General features: G+C 61.6%; 15 protein-coding genes. 9 read left to right on the top strand and 6 right to left on the bottom strand.

Annotation, left to right across the window (positions count from 1 at the left end):
* Positions 1-2: 2 nt before the first annotated feature.
* The 4 genes from glmM to GLX_RS06985 all read left to right on the top strand — a co-directional run bounded on the left by glmM (position 3) and on the right by GLX_RS06985 (position 3772).
* A complete protein-coding gene (gene glmM / locus GLX_RS07000; RefSeq protein WP_014105288.1) occupies positions 3-1361 on the top strand; it encodes a phosphoglucosamine mutase in 1359 nt (452 codons plus the stop codon).
* A 4-nt stretch (positions 1362-1365) separates the two neighbouring features.
* Positions 1366-2163, top strand: coding sequence for a bifunctional hydroxymethylpyrimidine kinase/phosphomethylpyrimidine kinase (gene thiD / locus GLX_RS06995; RefSeq protein ID WP_014105287.1), 798 nt, complete (start codon positions 1366-1368; stop codon positions 2161-2163).
* Between the two features lie 138 nt (positions 2164-2301).
* Positions 2302-3027: a response regulator transcription factor gene (locus tag GLX_RS06990; protein WP_014105286.1), complete on the top strand. Its 726-nt coding sequence runs from the start codon at positions 2302-2304 to the stop codon at positions 3025-3027.
* 298 nt (positions 3028-3325) lie between these two features.
* Complete coding sequence (locus GLX_RS06985; protein WP_231850424.1) at positions 3326-3772, top strand: hypothetical protein; 447 nt, start codon at positions 3326-3328, stop codon at positions 3770-3772.
* Between the two features lie 33 nt (positions 3773-3805).
* On the opposite strand, the gene GLX_RS06980 is transcribed toward GLX_RS06985, so the two are convergent.
* From GLX_RS06980 to GLX_RS06970, 3 genes are all read right to left on the bottom strand, one after another.
* Positions 3806-4060 (bottom strand): hypothetical protein, encoded by a 255-nt coding sequence (locus GLX_RS06980; RefSeq protein WP_041247688.1) that lies wholly within the window; start codon positions 4058-4060, stop codon positions 3806-3808.
* 200 nt (positions 4061-4260) lie between these two features.
* Positions 4261-4914 carry a hypothetical protein gene (locus GLX_RS06975; protein ID WP_014105283.1) on the bottom strand — a complete coding sequence of 218 codons (654 nt, stop codon included), beginning with the start codon at positions 4912-4914 and terminating at the stop codon, positions 4261-4263.
* A gap of 20 nt (positions 4915-4934) precedes the next feature.
* On the bottom strand, positions 4935-5636 hold the full coding sequence (locus tag GLX_RS06970; RefSeq protein WP_014105282.1) for a YfdX family protein: 702 nt from the start codon (positions 5634-5636) through the stop codon (positions 4935-4937).
* A gap of 402 nt (positions 5637-6038) precedes the next feature.
* On the opposite strand from GLX_RS06970, the gene dinB reads away from it, so the two are divergent.
* On the top strand, positions 6039-7118 hold the full coding sequence (gene dinB, locus GLX_RS06965) for a DNA polymerase IV (RefSeq protein ID WP_014105281.1): 1080 nt from the start codon (positions 6039-6041) through the stop codon (positions 7116-7118).
* A gap of 108 nt (positions 7119-7226) precedes the next feature.
* Here the strand turns inward: dinB and GLX_RS06960 are convergent, their stop codons facing one another.
* The 3 genes from GLX_RS06960 to GLX_RS06950 are packed head-to-tail and all read right to left on the bottom strand — an operon-like array spanning position 7227 to position 10127.
* A complete protein-coding gene (locus GLX_RS06960) occupies positions 7227-7805 on the bottom strand; it encodes a DUF1643 domain-containing protein (RefSeq protein ID WP_193360679.1) in 579 nt (192 codons plus the stop codon).
* Between the two features lie 57 nt (positions 7806-7862).
* Positions 7863-9149: an NAD(P)/FAD-dependent oxidoreductase gene (locus tag GLX_RS06955; RefSeq protein ID WP_014105279.1), complete on the bottom strand. Its 1287-nt coding sequence runs from the start codon at positions 9147-9149 to the stop codon at positions 7863-7865.
* Between the two features lie 54 nt (positions 9150-9203).
* A complete protein-coding gene (locus GLX_RS06950; protein ID WP_014105278.1) occupies positions 9204-10127 on the bottom strand; it encodes an MBL fold metallo-hydrolase in 924 nt (307 codons plus the stop codon).
* Between the two features lie 90 nt (positions 10128-10217).
* Between GLX_RS06950 and GLX_RS06945 the strand changes: the two genes are divergently transcribed.
* The 4 genes from GLX_RS06945 (at position 10218) to GLX_RS06930 (ending at position 14710) form a co-directional block, all read left to right on the top strand.
* Positions 10218-10889, top strand: coding sequence for a peroxiredoxin (locus GLX_RS06945; RefSeq protein WP_014105277.1), 672 nt, complete (start codon positions 10218-10220; stop codon positions 10887-10889).
* Between the two features lie 29 nt (positions 10890-10918).
* A complete protein-coding gene (mntR, locus tag GLX_RS06940) occupies positions 10919-11422 on the top strand; it encodes a manganese-binding transcriptional regulator MntR (RefSeq protein WP_014105276.1) in 504 nt (167 codons plus the stop codon).
* Positions 11423-11470: 48 nt separating this feature from the next.
* Positions 11471-12805, top strand: coding sequence for a DUF763 domain-containing protein (locus GLX_RS06935; RefSeq protein WP_041247684.1), 1335 nt, complete (start codon positions 11471-11473; stop codon positions 12803-12805).
* Between the two features lie 93 nt (positions 12806-12898).
* Positions 12899-14710, top strand: a complete 1812-nt coding sequence (locus GLX_RS06930) for an ABC transporter ATP-binding protein (protein ID WP_041247683.1) — start codon at positions 12899-12901, stop codon at positions 14708-14710.
* The last annotated feature ends 86 nt before the right edge of the window (positions 14711-14796 follow it).

Below are 14796 nucleotides of genomic sequence, written 5' to 3'. Positions count from 1 at the left end.
TAATGGTAAAGACACGCAGGCTTTTCGGCACGGATGGAATTCGGGGTACCGCCAACCGTTTCCCCATGACGGTCGAAGTGGCGCAGAAGCTGGGCCAGGCTGCCGGGCTGCGGTTCATACAGGGTACGCACCGTCACAGCGTGCTGCTGGGCAAGGATACGCGCCTGTCGGGCTACATGATCGAATGCGCGCTTGTATCGGGCTTCCTGTCGGCGGGCATGGATGTGACTCTGGTAGGCCCCATGCCCACACCGGCCATCGCCATGCTCACCCGCTCGCTACGGGCGGATTTGGGGGTCATGATCTCGGCATCCCACAATCCGTATGGTGATAATGGCATCAAGCTGTTCGGGCCGGACGGGTTCAAGCTGTCAGACGAGACGGAGGCCGGGATCGAAGAAGATATGGGCATGGACCTGACAGACAGGCTGGCCGCCCCTGACCAGATCGGCCGTGCCTCGCGCCTTAATGATGCGGCGGGCCGGTATGTTGAAAATGCCAAGTCTGCCTTCCCGCGCGGGCTGCGGCTGGATGGGTTGCGCATCGTGATCGACTGCGCCAATGGCGCCGCTTATCGCGTGGCCCCCACTGCCCTGTGGGAACTGGGGGCGGAAGTCGTACGCATTGGCTGTGACCCCGATGGCATCAACATCAACGAAGGTTGTGGCTCCACCCGGCCGGAGGCGCTGTGCGCCGCCGTGCTGCGCCATCGCGCCGATATCGGCATAGCGCTGGATGGGGATGCGGACCGGGTGCTGATTTCCGATGAAAAGGGGCGGCTGATCGACGGGGACCAGATTCTGGCACTGATTTCCACTTCCTGGGCGCGGCAGGGGCGCCTGTCGGGGCGGCATATCGTTGCGACCGTCATGTCCAACATGGGACTTGAACGCTATCTGCACACGCAGGGGCTGGAACTGGTGCGCACGGCGGTGGGCGATCGCTACGTGGTGGAAAAGATGCGTGAACTGGGCGCCAATATCGGGGGTGAACAGTCTGGCCACATGGTACTGTCCGATTTCGCCACTACGGGTGACGGGCTGATCGCAGCGTTGCAGGTGTTGGCCGAGGTAGTGGAGACAGGTCGCCCCGCCAGTGCGGTCTGCCGCATGTTCAGGCCCTATCCGCAGTTGCTGCGCAATATCCGGTTTGTTGGCAAGAGCCCGCTGAACGAACCGCAGGTGCATGAAGCCCGCAAGGCGGCGGAAAAGCGGTTGGGCGAGCACGGGCGCCTGCTGCTGCGTGAAAGCGGGACCGAGCCGCTGGTGCGCGTCATGGTGGAAGCGGAAGACGAAGCGCTGGTAAAAGAAGTGGTGGAAGACATGTGCGACTCCATCAACGCCATCCAGATGGCGAACTGAGACCATGCGCGGGCGTATTCTCATCATGGCTGGCAGTGATAGTGGCGGTGGCGCGGGTATTCAGGCTGATATCAAGACCGTGACGGTTCTGGGCGGCTTTGCCATGACCGCCATTACCGCGCTTACGGCACAGAATACGCTTGGCGTGCACGATGTCATGCCGGTCTCGCCTGAATTCATTGTGGCGCAGATGCGCTGTGTCATGGATGACCTGGGTGTGGATGCGTTCAAGAGCGGCATGCTGGACCGACCGGAAGTGATCGAGGCGATCGCTGCCGTGCTGATGACATCGGCTGACATCCCTTACGTGCTTGACCCGGTCATGGTGGCCAAGGGGGGCGCTGCCCTGCTGCATGATACGGCGCTGACGACCCTGCGTGACCGTCTGGTGCCGCTGGCCACCGTGCTTACCCCCAACCTGCCCGAGGCCGAAGCCCTGCTGGGCCACACCATTATTGGCCGGCCGGATGGAATGGTGGCGGCTGCGCATGACCTGCTGGCCCTTGGCCCGCGTGCCGTACTGCTCAAGGGTGGGCATATGGATGGGGACGACCTGGTGGACATACTGGTGGAACAGGGCGGGCGGATGGAAGCCTTTGCCGGGACGCGCATTCCCACCCGGCATACCCATGGTACCGGCTGCACGCTTGCCAGTGCCATTGCCACCGGGCTGGGACAGGGCATGACGCTACGCGATGCGGTGGTACGGGCACGGACCTATGTTCGCAAGGCGATTGCAGCCGCTCCCGGCTATGGTGCGGGTGCTGGGCCGCTGGATCATGCGGCGGGCGCGTTCAGTTAACTGTTTATTAATTAAATATAAATCTTTTAATTCATAAAACGTATTAAATGCTCCTAATATATTGTCAACTTTAGGTTGTTAAAATTAATACTCACACCTATAGGTAGATACAGGACAAATATCTACTGGATGGTCGATATGCGGATTTTGCTAGTTGAGCCCTGTGCCAGAAAGGTCGAAGAGACCACCCGGCATATGGAAAAAGCCGGATTTACGGTGGATCATGTCGACACCGGTCATGATGCCCTGGGGATGTTAAAATCCTATAATTATGACCTTGCAGTCATGAACGTGGATCTGCCCGATATGGATGGGTTTGAAGTGATCCGCATAAGCCGTGCCGCACGGCTCCCCACCCCGGTCATGATCCTGTCGGAGGAAAAGGCAGCGACCTCGAAGGTAAAGGCGTTTTCAACTGGCGCGGATGACTATGTGACCCGCCCCTATGAATCCATGGAACTGACCGCGCGGATGCAGGCGGTCATTCGCCGCTCGAAGGGGTACAGTGAGCCGACTCTGCGTGCTGGCCACCTGGAACTATGCCTTGGTAGCCGGGAGGTCAGCGTGCACGGGCATGGGGTGCACCTGACGGGCAAGGAATACATGATCCTGGAACTGCTGCTGCTGCGCAAGGGCATGGTCCTGACAAAAGACGCCTTCCTCAACCACCTGTATGGCGGCATGGACGAGCCGGAAATGAAGATCATTGATGTCTTCATCTGCAAGCTGCGCAAGAAACTGCAGAGCGCGGGCACGGGGCATCTTATCACGACCGTATGGGGGCAGGGCTACGTACTGCGTGATGAAGTCAGCCCCGTGCACATGCATCAGGGCAACGCGATGGCGCAGGCCACGACGGCCTGAAAACAGCCCGGCTACCATCCAGGTATCATGATCCTTTTCTGCCCGTGCGGGGCGCGAACAGGCAGGTGTTCATAAAAAAATGGCAGGCTCCCATGAAAGGAACCTGCCAAGGTTTTTAAGTGATGATTCGATATGCGATGCCCCCATCGCCCTTATGTTATGGCATTGGCGTTCCCGTTCTGGACATGAGATAAATCAAACTCTACGGGAATAATGCATCTGTTTTTTCCGTCACGTCTTTATTCCGTGCGTGGCATGAGACAGGATGCACCCATTAACCATGATGGAAATAGGCAGCATGTCGATCGGAATAAAAAGGGTGCTGAGTCATCTTTATGCAGGCAGTGCTTTGCTGCTGGTTGCATCTACCGGGCTTGCAGGGTGCGAAAGCGTGCATGACCAGATTACGGACAAGGAAAACAGCCTTGCCGCTGCTGGTTTTGTGGCCCGGCCTGCCAACAACCCTGAGCGGCAGTTGATGCTGCAGAAACTGCCACCCAACCGGTTCCTGCAGAAATCATTCGGGGACCACATGCTCTACATCTATTCCGATCCCAAGGTCTGCAACTGCCTGTATGTTGGCAATCAGGCAGCCTATGGGCGCTACATGTCCTATGTGCAGGCGCAGAATCTGGCTGACCAGCAGCAGATGACGGCTGATATGTACCAAGATGCCTCATGGAACTGGGGCATGTGGGGTTGGGGCGGCGGCTGGGGCGGGCCGTGGGGCGGCGGTTGGTGGTGATAGCCAACCGATACATGCGCAACGGCTGAATATTCAGCCCGGTTTGTGGCGGTGGTCGGCATAGACGATCATCTGCCATGCCTCTCTCGTGCCAAGCCGGTGTGGGTGGGCATGGATAGAGGGGAGCAGTTGCCCTTCCACCACCGCTATTTCTACCCCGCAGCCCACGCAGCGGTAAATGCCGGAATGAGGGGCAACAGTACGGGGAGGATGGATCTTGTCGAATTCAGGATCTGTCCACAGGTCGATAAACTGTGCCGACTGGTAGAGCGCCATCCCTTTCTCCATGATTTCCATCAGTTGCCCGGACTGCCCTGCATATCTCAGGTCTTATAAAATTACCTTTAACATGCATGTTATGTTTCCCTATGGGAACAGCCCTGTATCGGTTCCATGGTGGGTTGTATACCCCCGGTGGGGGTAAAGGCCACGACTGAAACGGAGTAAGCGCACCCCTAAAATATGGCCCTGCCGCCATGCCGCCCGGTTCAGGGCATGTCGGGCGAATGCAGGGTTACCGCCTGATCAACCGTCTGTGTGACAATGGCGTTTATGCCGCCACGCGCCGCGATCTGCTGGAAGGGATCGGCATCGTTATTGAATGTCGGGTCAAGCTGCTGGTCATGCACGGTACCATAAACCTGGAAATACATGTCAGGACGGGCAGGAATGCTTTCCATTGTCCATGTCCAGTCAGCGGACAGGAGCGCCTGCGCTCCAATGCGGGCGCAGGGATGGGCGGGTGACAGCGTCACGGCGCCGGTGGTCATAAGACCGGCCTGGGGGCGGTGATAGGCGCCATCTCCCCCGATGTCTTCCATCTGCAGGTTACGGCGGCGGGTTTCTTCCGTAGGGGAAATGCCACGCCAGCCATCTCCATCAGGATTGGCATGCGCCCGGTCAAGCGGGTCGTCGGCCGGGCCAAACGCATGGCCCGCGTAATTGAATACGGTACCTGCGGGCACTGGCACGGATTTCGGTTCAGGCTGGGCCTGCACGAAGCTATTGTTCACGGGATGGCGCTCGAGGCAGAGCATGATCTCACCCGCAGCGCGGGCAGCTTGCGTGGGCAGGCCGATGGCTACCCCGACCATGCCCGCCCCGACTAGCAGGACAGGCAGGGCAGGGCAGTGCATCGACATGACTGGGAACAACCAGCAGGTCAGTTGTTGGCGGCTTTTTTGCCGTGACCCGTCGGCTTCTGGCCGTCAGGCGTGCCGACCATGTCTTCCGATACGAAGCGGATGCTGTTCTGGGCTTCCTGCAGGGCGTTGTCGGCCCCCTTGGTATCCTTGCCCGCCAGCAGGTTGGTGGCGCGGTAGACATCGCTGGCGCTGGTATCAAGCGGGGCGATGGCCAGAACGAAATCAACATCCACAGCCGCAACCTGCAGGTTCTGCGCCGCCTGTGCGGGCTGGCCCTTGTTCAGGCTGGTATTGGCGGAAGTAACGGCAGTGGCCTTGGTGGAGCTGGGCTCAAGGTCTTCGGTTACGATGTATTCGCCATCAACCGGCAGCCAGGCGACCGGCTTGGTGGAGGCGGCAGCCGCAGGGGCCGGTGCGCCAGCCGGGGCCTTCTTGGGCGGGGTCAGCTGGGCTTCGGCCTTCATGAACACCTTGTTGTCGCTTTTGGCGCGCTTGAGGGCATTGTTGGCGTCGGTCAGCAGTTTTACGGCACCGGCTGTGTCGTTGTTGGCCAGTGCCGTGCGGGCCATGGCAATGTCGTCAAACGCGCGGCTGCCATCGACCGACAGCTTGGCGAAATCACGGTTGACCGCACGCCCGGCAGACGGCGTGGCATGGGCAGCGCCAGCCGCCGTTCCAAGCATAAGCAGGGCGGCGGGCAGCAGGGCGATTTTCTTCATGGGTCATATTCTCCGGTCTTTGTCGGGCCATCATTGCCCGCCGCTTCACGTAACAAAAGATAGCACAACGCAATGCGGCTGCCCTGTCATCGCATGTCAGGCCGCAAGGGGCGGGGAGATGTAAAATGCGGTATGGTCATGTTTCAGGCATGCGGTAGTATGGGGATGCGCCGTCCCCATCTGGAGCGGCCCTGTTTATCAAGGAATGAACCATGTCTGACTGTACGACCAAGTGCCCCTCCAAGTGCCCCAGCATGAAGGGCATCCTGGTTTTCGGCGCGATTGCCGGCCTTATCGTATTTTTCCTCAAGAAAAAGAAGTGCAACGGCTGATCCAGCCTGATTGCCTGCCGGCCGTGCCCTGCGGGGGCATGGCCGTGCAGGGTTGCAGCCCCGGTGTGGCATGACGCAGGCGTGCCGCCGAATCATCCATGTGGACATGGATGCATTCTACGCATCGGTGGAACAGCGCGACAATCCGGCCCTGCGTGGCCGACCGGTTGCCGTAGGCAGCGCCGGACGCCGTGGCGTTGTGGCTGCAGCCAGTTATGAAGCCCGGCGCTTCGGGGTCCGATCTGCCATGCCTTCGGTCACGGCGCTGCGCAAGTGCCCTGATCTTGTGTTCGTGCCACCCCGATTTGAGGTGTACCGTGCGGTCTCGGCGCAGGTGCAGGCAATCTTTGCCCGCTTTACCAGCCTGATCCAGCCGCTTTCGCTTGATGAAGCCTATCTGGATGTAACGCAGCCGCTATTGCCTTACCCATCGGCGACCGCCATGGCTACTGCCATCCGGGGGTTTATCCATGCCCAGACGGGGCTGACCGCATCGGCGGGTGTATCCTACAATAAATTCCTGGCCAAGCTGGCATCGGATTATCGCAAGCCCAATGGCCAGTTTGTCATTACACCGGCCATGGGTGCGGATTTTGTGGCCAGCCTGCCGGTGAGCAGCTTCCATGGTATCGGGCCTGCTACTGCCGCGCGCATGAACGCGCTGGGCATTCGCACGGGGCTGGACCTGCGTAGACAGCCGCTATCGCGCCTGCTGCGGCATTTTGGCAAGGCCGCCGGTTTTTATCATGGTATTGCGCGCGGAATTGATGACCGTCCCGTGGAGGTCAACCGCCCACGCCGTTCCGTAGGGGCTGAAAAGACGTTCGATACCGATATCCATGAATGGCTGGCAGCGCAGGCCAGCATTCATGATCTTGCGCACAAGGTCTGGAACCGCTGCCAGGCGCGTGATCTGACTGGCGTGACCGTAACCGTCAAGGTCAAGTATAATGATTTCAGGCAGATCGTGCGCGGGCGCACCGGGCCGGATGCAGTGCGTGATGCGGCCGACGTGCAGCAGCGTGCCGCCTTGCTGTTCGCACCATGCTTTCCGCCCCCGCGCGGCATACGGCTGATGGGCATTACGGTCTCGGGGTTACGGACCGCCGGTGGCATGCCTGCGCCGCAGCAACTGGCCCTTTTTGGCTGAAGTGAAAAGGGAATAAAAGTTTTTGAGTGCTACCTTTTTTCAAAAAGGCAGCGTTCTTCGCAGCTTATTGAAAAAAGCTTCACCAAAAACTTCTCTACGTTTTCTGGTTTATAGAGCGGGCAGTGGCGTGGGGCGCAGCGTGCCGGGCAGGTAGAGTGGGTGCTCGGGCCGGCCCGAGCGCGCACTCAACCGCATGGCGCTTATGGTTATGCCGTGCTTCTGCAACATGCGCACCACTTCCGGCCCACGTGGCAGCAGGCTTTTGATCTGGGGTGAGCCATAGGCTGCCACCACCAGGTCGGCCCGGCGCGCCATGGCCAACAGGTTGGTATCGTTTTCGGGGCCGACCGGGTCGGGCACTTCAGTCAGGCGCTTCTGGTCGGTGCAGCGGTAGGCGAAGGTGTTGCCAACCAGCAGCGTGCCGTAACCCCAGGCGCGGGCATAGCGCTGGCACTTGGCCACGGTGCGGTCATCTCCATCTTCCGTGGCAACGGATGGGTTCATCATGAGCCACATCACGGCGGGGCGCGATGCATCCCATGTCCGTGTCAGGGCATAGCGGTAACATTTGTCCGGGCCGCCATAGATGGCATGGCTGACAACATCATCGGCCAGACGCAACGGGCGCGAGGATCCCACATTGTGGGCGGAAGGCTGCTTGGTATCCATGGCCGTATTCATACGCATGGCCGCGCGCAGGTCCACCCCGCGGCACGGCCATGCCATGTACCAACCCTGTTACGATCAGCGCGGTGTGCCGATCTTGTGGGGGGCGACCATCAGTTCACGGCCCTTGAGCATGCCATCCCAGTACAGTACCGGCATCACCCATTCCTTGAGGAACCATGCCATATGGGTGGGCTTGCGGCCATTGAGCAGCCATGTCGGCAGGGTGGGGTCCAGCTTGCCGCCATAGGCGAATTCGGCCAGTACGATCTTGCCGCGCTCCACCGTAAGCGGGCAGGCGCCATAACCATCGTAATCGGCAGCCATGGGCTTGTGGTCCAGTGTGGCCAGTACGTTGACCGCAACCACCGGCGCCTGCACGCGCACGGCGGCGGCCGTCTTGGCGTTGGATGTGCCCGCTACATCGCCCAGTGCGAAAACATTCTCGAATTTGGTGTGGCGCAGGGTGGCGGGATCAACCGATACCCAGCCGCCATCGCCCGCAAGCGGACTGTTGCGGATCACTTCAGGCGCGCACTGGGGCGGGACGACATGCAGCATGTCGAATTCGGTCTCGGTGGTGGTCTTGCTGCCATCCTCGGCCACGTTCTCGAACGTGGCGATGCGGTTCTTGCCGTCCACCTTCTTCAGGTTGGATTTCAGGCACAGGTCAATGTGGTAGCGGTGGATGTATTCCATCAGCGGCGGCACGAATTCCTTCACCCCGAACAGCCCCGGCGTGGCGGTGTGGAAGGAGACGTTGATATTGTCGGCAAGCCCGCGCCTGCGCCATGCGTCACAGGCCAGGTACATCGCCTTCTGCGGTGCGCCCGCGCACTTGATGGGCATGGGCGGCTGGGTGAATACCGCGTTGCCACGCCCCAGTGTCTGCACCATCTGCCAGGTGTAGGGGGCCAGGTCGTAGCGGTAGTTCGACGTAACGCCATTGCGGCCCAGCGTCTCGCTCAGCCCCTCGATCCCATCCCAGTTCAGGGTCAGGCCGGTAGCCACCACCAGCACGCTGTAGCGGATGGAGGACCCGGTGGACAGGTGCACGAGGTTGGCTTCAGGCTCAAACCCGGTAGCCGCCGCCTGCACCCAGTCGGCACCGGCCGGGATCAGCCGGCTTTCCGACCGCCGCGTCTGGGACTGCTTGAACACACCGCCGCCCACCAGTGTCCAGCCAGGCTGGTAGAAATGCGAGGTAGAGGGCTCGATGATGGCAACCGTAATGCCGCCGCGGCGCTTGAGGATGCTGGCGGCGGTGGACAGGCCCGCAGCCCCTCCGCCCACCACGACAACGTCATAGGTCAGTCCCCGCACGGCGCTGGACAGGCTGGGGGCGGATGGCGCGGTGTCTGTCATGAATGATCTCCGTAAGCACGATAAGGGGGAAAGTAATTAAGGATACAGGGCCTGTCAGGAACCGCTGACCGGTATCTTGATGTAACTTACACCATTGTCTTCCGGTTCGGGCAGGTGGCCGCCGCGCATGTTGACCTGCACGGATGGCATGATCAGGTTCGGCAGCGACAGCGTGGCATCGCGTGCCGTGCGCATGGCAACGAATGTTTCTTCATCCACTCCATTATGAACGTGGACGTTATGGGCCCGTTCCGCGCCGATGGTGGTTTCCCATGCATAGGTGTCGCGCCCCGGTGCCTTGTAGTCGTGACACAGGAAAAGCCGTGTCTCCTCGGGCAGGGAGAGAAGCCTGCGGATGGACTGGTATAGCGTGCGCGCATTGCCGCCCGGAAAGTCGGCCCGCGCCGTACCGTAGTCGGGCATGAACAGGGTATCGCCAATGAAGGCGGCATCCCCGATCACGTAGGCCATATCCGCCGGTGTGTGGCCGGGCACATGCAGGGCGATGGCGGGCAGGCTGCCAAGCGTGAAGGTCTCGCCATCATGGAACAGGTGGTCGAACTGCGAACCATCACGCGCAAAGCGCGTGCCAGCGTTGAACAGCTTGCCGAAGATATTCTGTACGGTCTTGATATCGGCGCCGATGGCCAGCCTGCCACCCAGACGTTCCTGCAGCCAGGGTGCTGCGGACAGGTGGTCGGCATGGACATGGGTCTCGAGCAGCCAGTCCACCTTCAGCTTTTCGGCTGTGATATAATCCACCACTTCCTGCGCCATGGCGTAATCGATTTTGCCCGATGCGGGATCGTAGTCCATCACGCTGTCCACCACGGCACAGGCGCGTGTGGCCGGATCGTGCACGATATGGGTGGCGGTGAAGGTCGGGTTGTCAAAAAATGTTTTGATAACGGGTGCCCTGCCTGTTGCGCGGCATGTGGCAATCTGGCGCGTGGCGGCCTGAATGGCAGGGTCTGGCATGGAAAGTCTTCCATAGTTTATGAATTACATAATAAATGTATGTTATGAGATGGCTTGCGTCAAGCCACGTCAGATGCAAAAGGGCAGAGGATGAATACCGAGGGTAGCATATCCACAGGTGGCAGCGCGCTTGCGATGCGTCCGTTGCATATTGGCGATATGGCGCCTGATTTCACGGCCCGTACCACCAGAGGGGAGATACGTCTGTCGGATTTCCGCGGGCGCTGGCTCCTGTTTTTCTCGCATCCGGCTGATTTCACGCCCGTCTGCACCAGCGAATTCATGGCGCTGGCCAAGGCTGCCGACCGTTTTGAAAAACTGGACTGTGCCTTGCTCGGCCTGTCGGTTGACAGCCTGTACGCCCATCTTGCCTGGCTGGAGACGATACAGGAACGTTTTGGCGTGCAGATCCCGTTTCCGCTGGTGGAAGATCCATCCATGGCGGTCTGCCGCGCCTATGGCATGCTGGACCAGACCGCGCAGAACAGCGCGACGGTGCGGGCAACCTATGTGATCGATCCGCACGGGGTCATCCGCGCGCTGGTCTGGTACCCCATGTCGGTTGGCCGTTCGGTGGAGGAGCTGCTCCGCCTTGTCGAAGCCCTGCGCCGCAGCGATGGCAATACCGTCATGACCCCCGAAGGCTGGACACCGGGCTGCGATGTGGTCAGGCCCGTACCCACCACGCAGGCTGCCGTAAGCAAGGCCACGGGCCGGTGCTGGTTCTATGACACCATGCCCGATACGGACCGTACGCGTTAGCGCCATGGCGGGAAGCGGGAGAAAGCATCATGCCCGACCGTAAGCCTGCCCCGGACAGGGGCCGTGGCGCGCGCGGGCAGGCCATGATGGATGCGGATATGCAGTCCGCCGGTTTCCGTCAGGCGCGTCTGGCGCGCAAGACGGCGCTGGTCGAGGATTATGTCGAACTGATCGCCGACCTGCTCCATGACGGGCAGGAGGCGCGTCAGGTCGATATCGCGACAAGGCTTGGCGTCTCGCAGCCAACGGTGGCCAAGATGCTTGTGCGGCTGGAGGCGGAAGGACTGGTCACGCGTCGTCGCTACCGTGGCATTTTCCTGACTGATACCGGCCATGACATGGCGCGCGAAAGCCGCGAGCGCCATGTGGTGGTCGAGCAGTTCCTGCGTGCGCTGGGTGTGAGCGAGGCCAGCGCGTGCGTTGATGCCGAGGGCATGGAACATTATGTAGGCAAGGAAACGCTGGCGGCCCTGCGCCATGCGCTTGATGCGGGGCTCGCCACCTTCATGCAGGCAGCATCCCGTCGTGACTGATCCATCCCGCCGGGCATGGCGGGCGGCGGATACCCCGCAGGCCACCCCATGACCCGGCGCGCGGGTGCTGCCGACCTGCCGCTCCATACCGGCCGGGTGCCCGCATGGCTGGGCCAGCGCATGGCCCGGTTGGGTGCGGTCATCACGCAGGCGGTCATCCATCATTACGGGCGTGACGAATTCCTGTGCCGCCTTGCCCATCCGTTCTGGTTCCAGTCCTTTGGCGCGGTTATGGGCATGGACTGGCATTCATCAGGCATGACCACCGCCGTGATCGGGGCGCTCAAGCGCGGGCTGGCCCCGCTATCGGGTGAATTGGGGCTGTATGTATGCGGCGGGCGTGGCCGCCATTCCCGCCGTACGCCTGATGAACTGCGGGCGATTGGGGATGCGACTGGCCTTGATGCGGCCCCGTTGGTGGCAACCAGCAAGATGGTGGCCAAGGTGGACAGTGCCGCCGTGCAGGACGGGTTCGACCTGTACCTGCATGGTTTTGTTGTGGCGACGGATGGCCGGTGGGCAGTCATCCAGCAGGGCATGCATACCGGGCAGCGCATGGCGCGGCGTTATCACTGGCTTTCTGAAGGGCTGAACAGTTTTGTTGAGACCCCGCATGCGGCCATTGATGGGCGCAGGGCAGGCAGCGCGATCATGAACCTGACGGACCGACGCGCCGCTCCTTCGCGCCAGGGGCAGATGGACCTGCTGCATGCTATGGGGCCGGACCGTCTGGTCCAGGAAGTCATGCGCATCGAAGGCAGGGCGCCGCCTGCCCCGGTGCAGGCGGAACTGCCGCACCTGTTCCTGCCCGCTCACCATGATGTACGTCCGGCAGATGTGAACATGCGCCGCCTGCACGGTGCGCTTGCGGCGGCAAGCGAGGCGGGACCGCAGGATTTTGCCGACCTGCTGCGCGTGCCCGGCGTGGGGGCGCGCACGGTGCGCGCGCTGGCGCTGGTGGCGGAAGTGGTGCATGGCGCGCCATGCCGTTTTTCTGATCCGGCGCGTTTCTCCCTTGCCCATGGTGGCAAGGACCGTCACCCCTATCCTGTGCCGGTGGCGGTGTATGACCGCACGCTGTCGGTCATGAAGGCGGCCATCTCAGCCGCAAGACTGGGACGGGAGGAACGGCTGGAAGCCATCCGCAGGCTGGACAGTGCCACACGACGGCTGGAGCGGAAGGCGACCGGGCCTTCGCTTTCCGCAATTATGGCAGGGGAACGTGAGCGTTCGCATGAATATGGCGGCCGGTCGGTATTCGGATACGAACCCCCACCGTCCCGACGGGTTTCAGAAGGGCAGGGAAACCGGGTCGTGCGCCATGATGACCAGCCACAGGACCAGCAGCGACATGAAGGTGATGCGTCCCGCCACGCGGGATAGGGGTGCGTCTGTCATGCAGGCATGATACCGGGCGAAATGCGGCAGAACTGCGGAGCATTCCGGCCCGCGATGTTACAGGGGCATCACCATTTCATGACGACACCCACCAGTTATCCGACCGAACAGCCGCCCCGGCCCGACCATGCGGATGCGGCCATCCTTCAACGCTACCGTCACCGCCCGCTGGCCTTTATCGGCCATTATGTGCGGCTGCATGCGCGCTGGCATGCCATCATCATCACCGCCATCGCGGTTGCGGTTGCGTGCAACGTGGGCATGTCCGCCATCATCCGTCATCTCGTCAACGGCATGACGCAGGGCGGGCAGGGCATGGGGGCAGTGTGGGTGTCCATCATCCTGTTCTGCCTGACCATCGTGTGTGACAACGCCGCCTGGCGCGTGGCGGGGTGGATGGCATCGGGCGTGTTCGTGCGCGTGGGCAGCGATGTACGCCAGGACCTGTTCCGCTACCTGACCGGGCATGCTGCTACCTATTTTGCCGACCGGCTTTCGGGCGCGTTGGCGGCCCGTGTTTCGGCTGCCGCCAATGCCGTGGTGGCGCTGGAAAACATGGCCGCGTGGAACCTGCTGCCTTCCGCGCTGAACATGGTGCTGGCTATCATCACCCTTGGCACCGTCAGCCCGCTGATGGTGGTGGTTCTGGTGGGCATGACCGTGTTGCTGGGGCTTGGCATCTACCGGCTGGCGGGCCGGGGGCAGGGGCTGCATCTGGCTTATGCGGCGGAAGCGGCGGAGGTGGATGGCGAGATGCTGGACGTTATGCAGAACCTGCCACTGGTGCGCGCCTATGGCATGATTGGCACCGAGCACGGGCGCATGCGCGCGCGTATTGGTGGCGAGACCGCGCTGCATACGCGCTCGCTGCGGTACATGGAAAAGCTGCGCATGATCCATTCCATTGTCACTGCCGTCATGACCACGGGGCTGCTGTTGTGGGCGGTGCTGCTGTGGCGGTGGCACAAGGCCACCACGGGCGACGTGGTGATGGTGACCACGCTGGGCTTCCTGATCCTGAACTGCACGCGCGACCTCGCCTTTTCCATGGTAGAGGCGATGAAGCACGTCACCCGCCTGGATGAGACGCTGGGCCACCTGCTGGTTCCGCATGAGCGCAGTGGCGTGCCCGAGACCGTGCGCCTGCATCCTGCCGACTGCCACGGTCACGTCAGGCTGCGCGACGTGACATTCGCCTATCCCGGTGCCCCGCCGGTCCTGTCCCATTTTGACCTGGATATTCCGGCGGGTATGCGCGTCGGGCTTGTCGGGGTGTCGGGTTCGGGCAAGAGCACGGTGCTGGCCCTGCTGCAGCGCCAGCGCTTTGTGCAGGAAGGAGCGGTGGAGATTGATGGCATCAACATCCTTGAACTAGACGAGGCCAGCCTGCGTGCCAGCATGGCGGTGGTGCCGCAGGATGTGTCCCTGCTGCGCCGCTCGGTGCTTGAGAATATCCGCTACGGCTGTCCCGATGCGTCCGATGCGGCGATCAGGGCCGCAGCGGAAGCAGCAGGGTGTACCGGTTTCATCGCTGCCATGCCGCACGGGTTCGATACGGTGGTGGGGGAGCGTGGGGTCATGCTTTCGGGTGGACAGCGCCAGCGCCTTGCCATTGCACGCGCCTTTCTGCGCAATGCGCCGATCCTGATACTGGATGAGGCGACCAGTGCGCTTGATGGCGAGAGCGAGCGCCATGTGCATGCCGCCCTTGAACGGCTGATGGTCGGGCGCACCGTGATTGCGGTGGCGCACCGGCTTTCCACCCTGCGCGGGTTTGACCGTATTGTGGTGATGGAACACGGCCAGATCGCCCAGCAGGGCAGTATGGCAGAACTGGAGCGCGTGCCCGGTCCCTATCGTGATCGGCTGCTGGCTGTTGGGCTGGCATAGGCCATTGGATCTTTTGGTGAAGCTTTTTTAAAAAAACTTTGAAGGATATTGCCTTCCCGCACAAAGAAGGCACGCAGGAGCCTTGA

Source organism: Komagataeibacter medellinensis NBRC 3288 (assembly GCF_000182745.2).
In the GTDB taxonomy this organism is placed as follows: Bacteria; Pseudomonadota; Alphaproteobacteria; order Acetobacterales; family Acetobacteraceae; genus Komagataeibacter; species Komagataeibacter medellinensis.
Note: the sequence above shows the minus strand (reverse complement) of the source record. Positions and strands in the feature narration are given on the sequence as shown.

Bases quoted from the DNA above. Each gene is read 5' to 3' on its own strand.
- mntR (WP_014105276.1), top strand. From the start codon at position 10,919: ATGCCCGACCGTAAGCCTGCCCCGGACAGGGGCCGTGGCGCGCGCGGG.
- glmM (WP_014105288.1), top strand. From the start codon at position 3: ATGGTAAAGACACGCAGGCTTTTCGGCACGGATGGAATTCGGGGTACC.
- GLX_RS06935 (WP_041247684.1), top strand. From the start codon at position 11,471: ATGACCCGGCGCGCGGGTGCTGCCGACCTGCCGCTCCATACCGGCCGG.
- GLX_RS06955 (WP_014105279.1), bottom strand. From the start codon at position 9,149: ATGACAGACACCGCGCCATCCGCCCCCAGCCTGTCCAGCGCCGTGCGG.
- GLX_RS06990 (WP_014105286.1), top strand. From the start codon at position 2,302: ATGCGGATTTTGCTAGTTGAGCCCTGTGCCAGAAAGGTCGAAGAGACC.
- GLX_RS06960 (WP_193360679.1), bottom strand. From the start codon at position 7,805: ATGCGTATGAATACGGCCATGGATACCAAGCAGCCTTCCGCCCACAAT.
- GLX_RS06975 (WP_014105283.1), bottom strand. From the start codon at position 4,914: ATGTCGATGCACTGCCCTGCCCTGCCTGTCCTGCTAGTCGGGGCGGGC.
- GLX_RS06985 (WP_231850424.1), top strand. From the start codon at position 3,326: ATGTCGATCGGAATAAAAAGGGTGCTGAGTCATCTTTATGCAGGCAGT.
- GLX_RS06980 (WP_041247688.1), bottom strand. From the start codon at position 4,060: ATGGAGAAAGGGATGGCGCTCTACCAGTCGGCACAGTTTATCGACCTG.
- thiD (WP_014105287.1), top strand. From the start codon at position 1,366: ATGCGCGGGCGTATTCTCATCATGGCTGGCAGTGATAGTGGCGGTGGC.
- GLX_RS06950 (WP_014105278.1), bottom strand. From the start codon at position 10,127: ATGCCAGACCCTGCCATTCAGGCCGCCACGCGCCAGATTGCCACATGC.
- GLX_RS06945 (WP_014105277.1), top strand. From the start codon at position 10,218: ATGAATACCGAGGGTAGCATATCCACAGGTGGCAGCGCGCTTGCGATG.
- dinB (WP_014105281.1), top strand. From the start codon at position 6,039: ATGACGCAGGCGTGCCGCCGAATCATCCATGTGGACATGGATGCATTC.
- GLX_RS06970 (WP_014105282.1), bottom strand. From the start codon at position 5,636: ATGAAGAAAATCGCCCTGCTGCCCGCCGCCCTGCTTATGCTTGGAACG.
- GLX_RS06930 (WP_041247683.1), top strand. From the start codon at position 12,899: ATGACGACACCCACCAGTTATCCGACCGAACAGCCGCCCCGGCCCGAC.